A 12192-nucleotide genomic window follows, 5' to 3' on the forward strand; every position below is an offset into this window, starting at 1 on the left:
GATCAGTGCTCCCGCCGAATATGTTTGGTCCCGGCATTTAATGGAGCGCGTCAACAACACCGTCCGGCTGAAGGTTTGGAAGGGATTCATCGTGGGCGGCCGCAAGGGCCCGAACAGGCTTCCGCCTCCACACCTTCAGGCGCGTTCATATTCGTCATCGGACAATTGCAGAAATCGATTGCTTGGATAGGCACACATTTACGAAATGGATTCACTCTCGTTCGCTTCGCCCTTCTGCTGAGCAGTTGCGGGGTCGCAGGCGGCGGGGCATCGCCATCCATGCCTCCTCTCATAGTCGAGGGGGGGGCATTTTCTCAATTTGGGGACAACTGAGACGTCCGGTGCTCTTAGGCAGAGGAATCATACGAGATCCCTCCTGCAACATCATTTCCCGCATCCACAGGCTTGCCGGATCACTATTGTGGAGCGCAGGCCATTGAACGGCCTCCGTGAATGCGGGAGGAAGTGGCGGCGGAAGTTTGACAATCCGCAGGGGTGTTGTTTTTGCGAAATGCTGCGCCAGCCGTAAGGGCATGGTCCCGATGCGGCTGGTGCCTGATACAACGGGCGGGATCAGGCTAAAGCCGTGTACGACAACTTCGATGCGTCTCTCGAAACCGTGCTCGAGCAAATACCATTCCTCCATGGAGAGCTGCCGGGTGTCCCCGAATTTGAACACAACCTGCCCCATCGATAAGTATCGCTCCAATGTAAGTGGCTCTGACAGCTGCTTGTTCGTGCCGCAGCCTACGCACACGAGCATATCTTCGAACAGGGCTGCGCGAGGATGTTTCGACATGAATACTTCCGGCATAATTAGAAAATCAACGTCGCCGCGCCGGAGAAGCTCCTCGGGGTCGTCGGAAATAGGGAGACATTCAAAGCGGACGGCGGGAGCTTCCCGCGCAGCACGTTCTACGATCTTCTTAAAAAATACGAGCGTGATGTAATCGGAAAGGATAATCCGGAAGCGACGATCCGATTGGGCTGGGTTGAAGGCGTCCCAGGAAATAATCGATAGCTGGATGTGCAGCAATGCCTCCCTGACTGCTGGGGCGAGCCCCTCAGCGCGAGGTGTCAAAATGAGCTCGCGGCCGCTCATCGTAAATAGCTCATCGCTGAAATAGGCGCGTAACCGAGCAACGGCGGCGCTCATTGCCGGCTGGCTCAGGTTAATACTGCGGGCCGCCGCGGTGACTTTACGTTCCCTGACCAGAGCGTCCAACACAACGAGGAGATTCAGATCGAGTCCCTTAAAACGCATGTCTTGATCTAGGCGGCGTGTGAATGGGTTGCGACCAAACATTCAATTCGAATGGTGAGTAGCGTCAACGCATCAGCCTTCGACGAAAAAGAGCAATCGAAAAGAAGAAGGGCAAAACTGTGTATATGCAAAGCGCGCCGATATGCAGGCCCATTTTGTCAATCGGACGGCCAAGCATCGCTGGACGAATGAGGTCGATTGCATGTGCGAGCGGTAATAAGGAGGCAGCATACTGAAAAGCGCCGGGCAATTGGTTGACCGGAAACATCGCGCCGCAAAGGAACAGCATGGGTGTAATAACAAGCGTATTATAAAATATGAAATATTCATAACTGGGCGCAAGCGCCGTGACGACCATCGCTAGACTCGCGAAGGCGAGGCCATTGAGAGCGATGACTGGCAGCAAGCAGAGGATGGATGGCCACGATGCGTAGCCGAGCGTGGTAGCAACAATAGTGATTGCTGTGCCCGCCATGAGGGCCTTCGTGGCTGCCCACGCCAATTCGCCGAGTAAGATATCGCCGAGCGTCAGCTGAGTGCATAGCATTCCTTCCCAGGTGCGCTGGTCGCCCATGCGGCCGAAACTCCCGTAGACCGTTTCAGCGGTCGCCGATGCCATCACGCTTGTGGCAACCATGCCAGCCGCGAGAAACGCAATGTACGAAGTGCCCTCAACAGGACCTATCATTGTTCCGATGCCAAAGCCGAGACCGAACAGATAGATCATCGGATCAGCGAGGTTGCCGAGAACCGATGCAAGCCCGATTTTCTTCCATCCAAGATAGTTGCGGCGCCAAACCGCGACCCAATTCCACGCATTGGCGGGCATGCCCGCCGCATAACGTTCGCCCATTGTTCAGTCCTCCATCTCGCGCCCGGTTAACCGCAAAAACACATCCTCGAGATTGGGGGGACGCTGCAGAAGGCGTAGACCCGTGCGCCCGCGTAGCTGCGCCAGCACCTGCTCCGGATCGGGTGCATAGCAAAAAAGCGTCTCACCGCTCACCTCGATGCGTTGTGCGTACGGCCGGATCAGCGCACCTAGTTCATGCGGATTGCCGCCGTAGACCTCCACCACGTCACAGCCGATCTGCTCGTCAATGAGTTCGGACGGGCGACCTTCGGCGATCTTGCGCCCCTCCTCCATAACGCACAGCCGATCGCACAGCCGCTCGGCCTCTTCCATGAAATGGGTAGTCAAAAGAATAGTCTTGCCCCGCGCCAGCAGCGATCGCAGCCGATCCCAGATCAGGTGGCGGGCCTGCGGATCGAGGCCGGTGGTCGGCTCGTCCATCACCAGCAAGTGCGGGTCATTGATGAGCGCACGCGCGAGCGTCAGGCGCCGCTTCATGCCGCCGGACAGTTCGGCGACGCGCGCATCCGCTTTGTTCTCGAGGCGGGCGAACTCAAGCAGCGATGGTATGACCGCATCGATCTGGCGTCTGCTCATCCGGAAGTAACGCCCGAACACCAACAGGTTCTCGCGTACAGTGAACGCGGCATCAAGATTGTCGAACTGCGGGACCACGCCGATGCGCATACGTGCCAAACGCGCGCGCGCCGGCACTGGAGCGCCGAGCACAGTAATCTTGCCCGCATCAGGCGATGTCATGCCGAGGACCATACGCGCAATCGTGCTTTTGCCCGCGCCGTTCGGTCCCAAGAGCCCGAAGCATTCCCCCGCCGCAACGCGGAACGACAGCCTGTCGACAACGAGCTTGTCATAAGTTTTGCTTACGTCAGTAAGGTCGATCGCTATCATGGACATGGGTTCATTTTACCGAGAGGGACGACAAAACTGGCGGTTGCTTGGTTCCCTGCCGACCTGAAACTGTGACTCGTCTTCGTCATCCCCGCCGTCGATAACGAACTGATCGACATCACAAGGATCTAGCCGCTGCTCCGCTAAAGCGGCGACAATTGCGTCGAGATTATCGATGGATTGGTATCGCGGATCGTTGTGCCGCTTTTCCTGGTCATCGCAGAAGACGAGCCGTCCATCCTGGACCAGGGCGATCGCCCCATCATGGGTCAGCTTGGTACCACAGATGCGCATAGTGTCTCCACGTTAACGGCGATAGATTCGAGATTCATCAGGAAGCGGAAATCGGGTTCCGGAAACGGACGAGCAAGCAGTCTTCGTTGACCGACTCGCCCCGACACTCAAGCCGCTCTACTTCGATCAACGTTTCGTTCAGCATGGCGATGACCGGCTCAGCACCAGCGGCGTGACCCCAGCGACGGCAATTAGCATCCCTTGCCGATCCGAAGATCAGATGCCCGCCTGGCGCAAGCACCCGCACCAGGTTTTTGACGGCCGCGCGCATCTCGGCTATGTCTCCGAGGTAGTAGAGGACCTCCGCCACAACGATCACGTCAAACAACTCGTCGGTCGAAAACTGTTGAACATCGCAGACTATCCAGTTGATGCGCGACGGCTCCTTTATCCGTTGACGTGCTCGAGCAATCGCTTGCGCCACGACATCGATGACGGTGAGCCCTTGGCAGTAGGGGGCTAGTTTTTCCGTGAATGCGCCGGCAGCGCACCCGACTTCGAGGGCATTTGTAATGGAGCCTTGGGCAAGCGCCAGCTGGAGCATTTGCGTGTGGCGCTTCCGCTCGAATGGATTGCCGTCGAGGCGCCACGGATCGTCGGCGGCCAATTCCCGATCAAGCAACTGATGATTCACGTTCTGGGTCAAACTCGTGCACCTCTCGTCCATTAGGTATTTGCGATCAATCGTCGCCGCAAATGTTGTCCGACAGGACTAATTCCGAAGAATCCCGCGCAAGACTGAGCCTGCGAAGCGGAGCCGAATGGGGCGAGAGTTCTGCCCTGCTGGAACCAGTGATCGGAGCTTGGGTGGGGGCCTGTTTTCCCCCAGTGTTCGATGTAGCGACAGCAGAGCTTCGCGACAGCCAATCGCTATTGCTCAAGGTACACAGCGCGTAGGCCTTCAACGGAAGCAAGAGAAAGACGTTGATGAACGTGTGCAGCGAAAAGCCAAGAAATCGAAATTGTCGAGCACGAAATGCTACCACGCTGCATCGGAGCAAGGTCATGGACACAATCATCAGTCCTGTCCACCAAGGCACAGTGCCTGTCAGTGCGAAATGCGCGAGGCCCGTTAATACCGATAGGGCGAGGAGTAGCGCGCCGAGATTCTGTCCGACCACGTCCAACGTGAGATAGCTATTTAGGCTAGGCAGCAAGCGCAGCCCAAGCAGTGTGTCCCGGAATGTGCTTCGTGCCCAACGGAGTTGTTGGCGCAGATACGGTCCGAGTCTGTTCGGAACGACTGTGGCCGCGATGGCGCTCGGAACGTATTCGGTTCGAAAGCCTGCTTTCAGCATCAGGATAGTGAGATGGCGATCCTCACCGAAGTCGCTTGGCTTGCCCCGAAAAAATTGCGACTCGTACTGGTCCAGTAACAAAAGGAGCGCAGACCGGCGGTACATGGCACATGGGCCGCAACAGCACATAACGGCACCGAAGCGAGCCTGTGCCGCGCGCTCCTCGTTGCAAGCCAGCCAGTACTCCATGTCTATCAGCCTGGTCAGCCAGCTCTCGGTTCGGTTACTGGCCGTCAACTGACCCATGACTGCGCCGACCGCTGAATCTCGCATCTTCGGTACAAGCTTGGAAATGACGTCGGGCGCGAGTACCGTGTCTGAATCAACGTTAAGCACCAGATCCCCTGATGAGCGTCGTATCGCGGCGATCTGCGCCTTGCGCTTTCCAACATTCTCGGGAAGCAAAATGATGTCGAACCTGGGGTCGCGCGCGTAGTCTTCGTGGACAGTTCCTAAGGCTTCGCGATTTCCAGAACCGTCATCAACCAAATAGACCCGAAGTCTTCCGGCGTATTCTTGGTCTGCAATGGAAGCCAGGCACTCTGAAAGCGTGCGCGGATCCTCGTTGAAGCAGGGGACGATGACATCGACGCTGGGCAGTTTGTCGGAGCCGGCGAGAACCTCCAACGCCGACGAATCCTTTGTCGGCATAGCATAAAGCCCTTGCATGCTCTTATAGGCAGTCGAGAGCAGTGCATAAAGCGAAATGGCCACAGTGCTGGTTGTACCAAGAAGAGTCATGGGATCTCGTTGTTCAGTGATGTTGAGGAAGTGAGCGGATTACAAATCCGCGCTCACGCAGTGCTGGAATCAGCCGGGACAGCGCCGTGACCGTCTGGTCGCGCATGCCGGCGTGAGCGCCCTGGCTCAACTCGCCGGGAGGGCATCCGTCGTGCAAGAGTACAATTGCGCCCGGCCGGACGGAGGCGAGCACTTTATCGATAATCGCCTCGACTCCAGGGCGAGACCAATCTCGAGGGTCGACGGACCAATGAAGGGCCGCCAGCCCGGCGATCTGTGATGCTGTGCAGACTTCTTCGCTCCAGGCGCCGTAGGGCGCGCGAACAAAGCGGACCGAGGCCTGCGGGCACGCTCTCATGATCGCGTCGTTCGCTTCAAAGACCTCACGTTGCACTTCGCCGAAACCGCATTGGTACGGATCCGGATGAGACATCGTGTGGTTGCCTACCTCGTGCCCTTCTGCGATCATCCGTTGGATTAGATATGGGTGCTCTAAGGCGTAGGCGCCGATGACGAAGAAAGTCGCCGGCACCCGCTGCTCTGCCAGCACGTCGAGAATCTCCGGTGTGAAAAGTGGATTGGGACCGTCGTCAAACGTCAGATAAACGCTTCGACGGCCGGTGCCGTCAGAGCACTCACGGCGCACTTCGTACAAGCAATCGGACCGGCTCATAGCTCTGGTCCGTTCCGATCTATCATCGTGCCCGTGGGCCATTCGCTGATCGGCCGTCCAACTGGCAGAACAATTGTGAGTGCGTCATCGATGCGTGTGGGCGGCAGGTCGAGGCGGGCCTCTGGTCGGGTGGAGCGCACGCGAATTCCCGACAAAACGGCCATAGGGCTGTATCGCCGTCCGAACCTCTCAACATGATTCCGCATCGCGTCCCTGACCGTTCCGAAAGCGAATGGAACGCCAAGCTCCTGCAGTATTGGAAGCATGACATGGATTGAATGGGCGATTCCCAGACCCTCAAGGTCCGGACGTACCCCGTACAGGCCCAGTTCAGCCACCAACAGGTCGACCGCGTCGACCTTGATGAAACGGCGCAGTATGCCCATGTGAGCCGCTACACCGCTTGAATCATAGGCGATTACGCGGAGTTCAGGCCTGGCTCCGGCCCAGCTTCGACTACCTTCGAACGGTTCTGCGTTGGACGCCCCAGTCGGCCCGTACGTATCACGAAAGAACTCGGCGAGCTTAACGTGATCGGAGAGCTGCAACTCGTTTTCCCAGCACAACTTCCACTGCACCTGATGGCGCATTCAGGACCTCTCTTCATATTGGTTTTTGCGGCCGCATTACTCGACCAAAGCGGCGTTGGTGGCTGCACTCAGCCGTTGTCGTTGGCGAAGGTGAGCCAGACGCTCTCTCGAGTTCCGGCCCGTGTCGTCGATTTGAGCTTGACGTCGCTCACTTTCCGTTCCTCTAATGCATGGCTCGTAAATTCGTAAAATTGATTGTTTGAATGATACGCATCCACACGTTGGATAGAACATGACATGCGTTTTAAAGGGCTGGATCTAAATCTCCTCGTTGTGCTGGACGCTCTGATGAGGGAGCGTAAAGTCACTGCCGCGGCTCGCAGTATCAACCTGAGCCAGCCGGCCATGAGCGCCGCCGTTGCTCGGCTACGCGCCTATTTCAACGATGAGCTATTTACGATGAACGGCCGCGAGCTCATTTTGACGCCGCGCGCCGACGGGCTCGCCCCAGCAGTCCGGGACGCATTGCTGCACATCCAGCTATCGATTATTTCCCCCGACGCCTTCAACCCGGCCCAATCGGATCGTCTCTTCCGAATCATGCTTTCCGATTACATCACGCTCGTATTTTTTAGGAAGATAGTAGAGCGCGCTGCGCGGGAAGCTCCCGCCGTTCGCTTTGAATGTCTGCCTATTTGCGACGACCCCGAGGAGCTTCTCCGGCGCGGCGACGTTGATTTTCTGATTATGCCGGAAGTGTTCATGTCGAAACATCCTCGGGCAGCCCTGTTCGAAGATAAGCTCGTAGGCGTAGGCTGCGGCACGAACAAGCAGCTGTCGGAGCCACTTACATTCGAGCGATACTTGTGCATGGGGCATGTTGTGCTCAAATTCAGGCACACCCGGCAGCCCACCATGGAGGAATGGTATTTGCTCGAGCACGGTTTCGAGAGACGTATCGAAGTTGTCGTACAGGGCTTTAGCCTGATCCCGCCCGTCCTGTCAGGCACCAACCGCATCGGGACCATGCCCTTACGGCTGGCGCAGCATTTCGCAAAAACAACACCCCTGCGGATTGTCCAACTTCCGCCGCCACTTCCTCCTCCTGCATTCACGGAAGCCGTCCAATGGCCTGAGCTTCACAATAGTGATCCGGCAAGCATGTGGATGCGGGAAATGATGTTGCAGGAGGCATCTCGCCTGGCGCCTTTGCCTGAAGTCATTGAGCGTCTCGGGCACGCCGATCCGACCTTTCGTTTCTTGGTACCGACTGCCACCTCGAAATCGCGTGCGAAGTCCCGGAAGATGTTGAGCCCCACCTAATCACCGCCTGTAAGACAGGCTGATCAGCATGTTCGACAAGCGCCGGCGCGGCGCGTGTTACCTACGTTCTGGGGCTGATCTCAGGCGAGTTGCTCGTCGAGGGTGTGTGGCAGAGTGATGCCAGCTGCCTTGATTGCCCGCTTTGGCCGTAGGTGGTGACGACGCGAGCATTCTTTTCGATGGCGGCTTCTGGAGGCGGACGCGATCGCGTAGGAGCGGTTGCCCTTCGGGCGTCGGGCCTTTGGCCCGGCAGAGCGGCGCAGTTCCTTGCTAAGTGCGAGGGGCCGGAATGAGCAGAACACACGCCCGGGCTGCTACTGAATTGACTGCCGCCTCGATTTGCGTGCGAAGTCCCAGAAGATGGTTAGCCCGGTTAAATTCCTACCTTGCCGGCTGTGCCGCGGCTTTTCACGTGCAGCCAGGCGAGGAGATGGCGGTCGACGAGGTCGATCCCAAATGGACTGTGCTGGCCTCGCTCTGCTATTGCCGTGCGGGATCATTGACCACACCCCCTGCACGAGAACGTCGGGCATGTTGGCAAGTGAAGCCGGTGGAGGTTGACGCTGCGGATCCAGGCAATCTACCTCGCGCTTCCGCCTTAAGGCGCGGCCGTACCCAATTGGCTCTTCGTCCTGGGCCGCGGCTAAAGCCCGTGGGTGCGCCCACCCGTGTGGAGGGACCATCATTCAACTTTCTCTCGTTATGAAAGGAAACTCCCCGCTTAGGATAGAGTCCTTCATATATTTTCCGGCAGATGGATGTCGAACGGCAGAAATGTCTGTCCGGGTGTTTCAGCGGTGCCGGTCTCGATAGCCCGTGTCATCAGCGTTATCAGCTCCTGGCAAAGCCGGCGCATTGGCGTGGCGACCGCCATCGTGACGATGTTATCTGCGAGCGCTGCCCGAGACTCAGGTGTGATTTCATTCACGATCGCGACGAGATCCCGACTTTTGCCCTCTTCTCGGAGCGCGGAGATGGCGCCCTCCATGCCGCCGCCGGCGACATAGAAGCCGACGAGCTCGGGCTCCCGCTGCATGAGATCAAGCGTTGCCTCGTAGGTGATCTGCCGTTTCTCGAGGTTCATGACCGGATCCAGCACCTCGAACGTGGGCGCGTTCTCACGGCAATAGGAGCGAAAGCCGACGTCACGGAGCTCGTGACCCTGGAAACGATGGCTGCCGACAAACACCGCCACTTTGCCGGGCCGTTTTGCGACCTTGGACACCATCCAAGCGGCCGTGCGCCCCACCTTGCGGTTGTTGAGGCCGATATACCCCTGTCGCACGCCGGCGGCGAAGTCGGAAAGCAGCGAGAAAACCGGAATGCCCTTGGCCTTGAGGTCCTCAACCGCTGCTGTGATTTTCGGGTGGTCCGGTGCCACCATCGCGATTGCATGGCAGCGTGCGCCCAACTCCTTGAGCGGCGCGATCAGGTCGCTCGGCATATGTGACGGGGCGAATTCGACGAGCGGAATGCCGTGGAAGGACCGGGCCAAATTGACCGATGCTTCGACCTCGCGCGCAAAATCTTGGTAGAAATGCTGGGCCGGTTTTCTCAAGATGAAGCCCAGACGGTAGTGCGGTAGGTCTCGCCGCAACCGCTGCTTGATTAGCCCGGCAGCATGATAGCCGATCGCCTGGGCGGCGTCGTGGACCCGCCGCGCGGTCTCCTCGCGCACCGGATGGCGGGCGTTCAGAACCCGATCGATCGTTGCTACGCTTACTCGGGCTTCGCGGGCGAGATCGGCAATTGTGGGGCGCTTGGTCATAGGTCCTATTCTGATTGGTTTTTGACGCGGGCCGGCTCTCTGTCCGCCTAACGCGTGTCGGTTTCGGGTGGCAAAGTGAAGACGTCCCCATACGAATGGGCACAGCGTGTTGGACGAACATCATTGCAGACGTAAACCGGCCGGGTATACTGAAAGGCTCATTCGCTTAAAGGGCGGTGACGATTTGCACTCACACATTTAGCGCTTCTGATACATGGTCCGTGAGGAGCCGTTTAGAGGCTGCGGGGCGGTCGTTCAGTTATCGTGACCAGCTAAGCGACTTCACAGGTCGTGGGCCGCCCACCTTACTTGCAGGAGGGTAGCCGGTTTGATGCCTCGGTAAGCAGATGACCGCTGAAGGCAGCTTTCATCTGTGCTCGGTCCAACTCTCCTTCCCAGCGTGCGACGACGAGGGATGCCACTGCGTTGCCGACGCAATTCGTCAGCGCCCGGCATTCGGACATGAATCGGTCGATGCCGAGTATCAGTGCCATCCCAGCAACGGGAACACTCGGAACTACCGCGAGCGTAGCCGCCAGGGTGATGAAGCCCGCACCTGTCACACCTGCAGCGCCCTTGGAGGAAAGCATTGCTACGAGCAGCAGCAGCACCTGATCGCCGATGGACAGATCCGTGTTCGTCGCCTGTGCGATGAAGAGAGCCGCTAGCGTCATGTAGATATTCGTGCCGTCCAGATTGAACGAATATCCGGCCGGGATGACGAGACCCACAACCGAACGCCTGGCGCCCGCCTTCTCCATTTTCTCCATCAGCGACGGGAGCGCCGCCTCCGAGGAGGACGTTGCGAGGACAAGCAGCAGCTCTTCCTTGATGTAACGAATGAGAGAACAAATCGAAAAGCCGTTGTAACGGCAGACTGCGCCGAGAACCCCGAACACGAAGAGGAAGGCGGTGAAATAGAACGTCGCGACCAGCATCGCGAGGTTGACTACCGAACCGATGCCATATCTGCCGATGGTGAAGGCCATCGCGCCAAAAGCGCCGATCGGCGCGGCCTTCATCAGAATTCCGACGAGCTTGAAGACAGGCACAATGAGCGCCTGGAGGAAGGAAACGACAGGCTTGCCCGTCTCTCCGGCCATCGCAAGCGCCATGCCGAACAGAACCGAGAAGAACAGCACCTGCAGGATGTCGCCTTCCGCGAAGGCACCGACGATCGTTGGCGGGATGATGTTCATCAGGAAGCCGGTGACCGACTGCGCTTTGGCTTTTGCGGCATAGGTATTCACGGCCTGGACATCGAGCGAGGCCGGATCGATGTTCAGGCCGTCGCCAGGCTGGACGACATTGGCGACGATGAGGCCGACGATCAGCGCGAGCGTTGAGAAGGTGAGGAAATAAACCATTGCCTTGCCGGCGACCCGGCCGACTTTATGAAGATCGTTCATGCCGGCAATGCCGGTCGCAATTGTCAGGAAGATGACAGGCGCGATGATCATCTTGACCAGCTTGATGAAGGCATCACCCAGCGGCTTCAGGCTCTCGCCGGTCTCCGGATAAAAATAGCCAATTGCGACGCCGAGCGCGATGGCGGCTAGCACCTGGGCGTAGAGCTTGGTGTAGAAGGGTTTGCGGGGCGCGGGACTGGCGCCGCGGACTTGTGCAGCTGACACTGTTTCTCTCTCCCTGACCGGATCGAGGTGGCGTGACTTCTCCCGGGCTTCTCCCTATCGCGGCGCTCCGGTCGAACGCTGCACCAACGCCGCCGCAATACCCATGCCAGATGAATCCGCATCACCTGAACTGATGTGGGCTCGCCAATGATGGAGGAATGCGGTGTCAGACCAGCGGGCAAGGCCGCGGTCCCAACGCCCTTGATGGTCTGTGGCAGAGTGCTGCCGGTCGATCCCTCTGGCTAGCGGTTTTGCTGCACAGAGCGTGGTGGGTTCCTCGTTAGCCGGCTTTGGACCGGGCCCCATCGTTGGCGCCAGCGCGTACCAATAGGTCGCCTGTTCAAGGCCGTCCAGATGACAGGCTAACTTACCCCTGTTCGGAAGCGCTCGTTTCTGGACAGCCTACGACCGTACAGCCACTCCAATGCACAGAATAAATTCGGACGGTCCTTTGGACGACCCATTTTGCAAATCAACGCCCGCAGCAGGGGCAGCCGTTTTCAAGCGGTCGCATCGTAACTGTTCAGACTTTTCGATACGCTCATTGAGTGTGCCGATTTCGGCCCCAGGCTGGTGATGGTGCTGACCACGACGATGCGATTCAGAAGTTGCGAGCACCGCCTACGAAGTCGTACTCGACGCCAGCTTCGCGCCTTCACACCCGACATCGCCGCCGCCTGATCAACTCGAGAAAGATGGCGGTTGCCGCAACCGACCAGTGCCGTTGGCGGTTATTATCGCTCCCGACCCTCCTTCGCGGGCGCTGGTGAATGGCACGGCCCCGCATTTACACTCCGCGCGGTCAGCCGCTCGGGCAACGCATGGCCGGCCCAGGTATTTCTGCTTCAACGCAAAGATAGAACTGATGAATCCTATCATAGGCCGCGAGGTTTCCTTTCACAGAT

11 protein-coding genes and 2 pseudogenes are annotated in these 12192 nt (G+C 58.3%); 2 read left to right on the forward strand and 11 right to left on the reverse strand.

Annotation, left to right across the window (positions count from 1 at the left end):
• Nucleotides 1–190: hypothetical protein (locus tag NKI05_RS26630; protein ID WP_352793509.1), on the forward strand; the 190-nt coding region annotated here is incomplete at its 5' end.
• Nucleotides 191–289: 99 nt separating this feature from the next.
• Here NKI05_RS26630 and NKI05_RS26635 read toward each other — a convergent pair.
• From NKI05_RS26635 to NKI05_RS26670, 8 genes and pseudogenes are all read right to left on the reverse strand, one after another.
• Nucleotides 290–1264 (reverse strand): LysR family transcriptional regulator, encoded by a 975-nt coding sequence (locus tag NKI05_RS26635; protein WP_023703124.1) that lies wholly within the window; start codon nt 1262–1264, stop codon nt 290–292.
• Between the two features lie 64 nt (nt 1265–1328).
• Entirely contained in the window at nt 1329–2117 is a 789-nt protein-coding gene (locus NKI05_RS26640; RefSeq protein ID WP_023687364.1) for an ABC transporter permease, read from the reverse strand.
• Between the two features lie 3 nt (nt 2118–2120).
• The gene (gene nodI, locus NKI05_RS26645) at nt 2121–3032 is read right to left on the reverse strand and encodes a nodulation factor ABC transporter ATP-binding protein NodI (RefSeq protein WP_023685034.1); all 912 of its coding nucleotides are present in this window, start codon (nt 3030–3032) and stop codon (nt 2121–2123) included.
• Between the two features lie 54 nt (nt 3033–3086).
• A pseudogene (locus NKI05_RS26650) lies at nt 3087–3320 on the reverse strand (carbamoyltransferase N-terminal domain-containing protein); the annotation flags it as partial.
• A gap of 37 nt (nt 3321–3357) precedes the next feature.
• Nucleotides 3358–3987, reverse strand: coding sequence for a nodulation methyltransferase NodS (gene nodS, locus NKI05_RS26655; protein ID WP_023713711.1), 630 nt, complete (start codon nt 3985–3987; stop codon nt 3358–3360).
• A gap of 13 nt (nt 3988–4000) precedes the next feature.
• Nucleotides 4001–5359: a chitooligosaccharide synthase NodC gene (gene nodC / locus NKI05_RS26660; protein WP_352793512.1), complete on the reverse strand. Its 1359-nt coding sequence runs from the start codon at nt 5357–5359 to the stop codon at nt 4001–4003.
• A gap of 13 nt (nt 5360–5372) precedes the next feature.
• Nucleotides 5373–6032 carry a chitooligosaccharide deacetylase NodB gene (gene nodB / locus NKI05_RS26665; RefSeq protein WP_023685030.1) on the reverse strand — a complete coding sequence of 220 codons (660 nt, stop codon included), beginning with the start codon at nt 6030–6032 and terminating at the stop codon, nt 5373–5375.
• A complete protein-coding gene (locus NKI05_RS26670; RefSeq protein WP_023685029.1) occupies nt 6029–6622 on the reverse strand; it encodes a NodA family N-acyltransferase in 594 nt (197 codons plus the stop codon). The genes nodB and NKI05_RS26670 overlap by 4 nt, the downstream gene beginning before the upstream one ends.
• A gap of 237 nt (nt 6623–6859) precedes the next feature.
• Between NKI05_RS26670 and NKI05_RS26675 the strand changes: the two genes are divergently transcribed.
• Entirely contained in the window at nt 6860–7885 is a 1026-nt protein-coding gene (locus NKI05_RS26675) for a LysR family transcriptional regulator (protein WP_352793515.1), read from the forward strand.
• Between the two features lie 80 nt (nt 7886–7965).
• Here NKI05_RS26675 and NKI05_RS32280 read toward each other — a convergent pair.
• From NKI05_RS32280 to NKI05_RS26685, 3 genes and pseudogenes are all read right to left on the reverse strand, one after another.
• Nucleotides 7966–8193 (reverse strand): annotated as a pseudogene (locus NKI05_RS32280) (IS1634 family transposase); the annotation flags it as partial.
• Between the two features lie 428 nt (nt 8194–8621).
• On the reverse strand, nt 8622–9653 hold the full coding sequence (locus NKI05_RS26680; RefSeq protein ID WP_352793517.1) for a LacI family DNA-binding transcriptional regulator: 1032 nt from the start codon (nt 9651–9653) through the stop codon (nt 8622–8624).
• 305 nt (nt 9654–9958) lie between these two features.
• Entirely contained in the window at nt 9959–11287 is a 1329-nt protein-coding gene (locus NKI05_RS26685) for a dicarboxylate/amino acid:cation symporter (protein WP_352793519.1), read from the reverse strand.
• Between the last annotated feature and the right edge of the window lie 905 nt (nt 11288–12192).

The sequence above is a fragment of the Mesorhizobium sp. M0771 genome (assembly GCF_040320155.1).
Taxonomy (GTDB): Bacteria; Pseudomonadota; Alphaproteobacteria; order Rhizobiales; family Rhizobiaceae; genus Mesorhizobium.

Excerpts from the sequence above, each read along its gene's own strand:
- nodC (WP_352793512.1), bottom strand. The coding sequence starts at position 5,359 with ATGACTCTTCTTGGTACAACCAGCACTGTGGCCATTTCGCTTTATGCA.
- nodB (WP_023685030.1), bottom strand. The coding sequence starts at position 6,032 with ATGAGCCGGTCCGATTGCTTGTACGAAGTGCGCCGTGAGTGCTCTGAC.
- NKI05_RS26675 (WP_352793515.1), top strand. The coding sequence starts at position 6,860 with ATGCGTTTTAAAGGGCTGGATCTAAATCTCCTCGTTGTGCTGGACGCT.
- NKI05_RS26640 (WP_023687364.1), bottom strand. The coding sequence starts at position 2,117 with ATGGGCGAACGTTATGCGGCGGGCATGCCCGCCAATGCGTGGAATTGG.
- NKI05_RS26670 (WP_023685029.1), bottom strand. The coding sequence starts at position 6,622 with ATGCGCCATCAGGTGCAGTGGAAGTTGTGCTGGGAAAACGAGTTGCAG.
- nodS (WP_023713711.1), bottom strand. The coding sequence starts at position 3,987 with ATGGACGAGAGGTGCACGAGTTTGACCCAGAACGTGAATCATCAGTTG.
- nodI (WP_023685034.1), bottom strand. The coding sequence starts at position 3,032 with ATGTCCATGATAGCGATCGACCTTACTGACGTAAGCAAAACTTATGAC.
- NKI05_RS26680 (WP_352793517.1), bottom strand. The coding sequence starts at position 9,653 with ATGACCAAGCGCCCCACAATTGCCGATCTCGCCCGCGAAGCCCGAGTA.
- NKI05_RS26635 (WP_023703124.1), bottom strand. The coding sequence starts at position 1,264 with ATGCGTTTTAAGGGACTCGATCTGAATCTCCTCGTTGTGTTGGACGCT.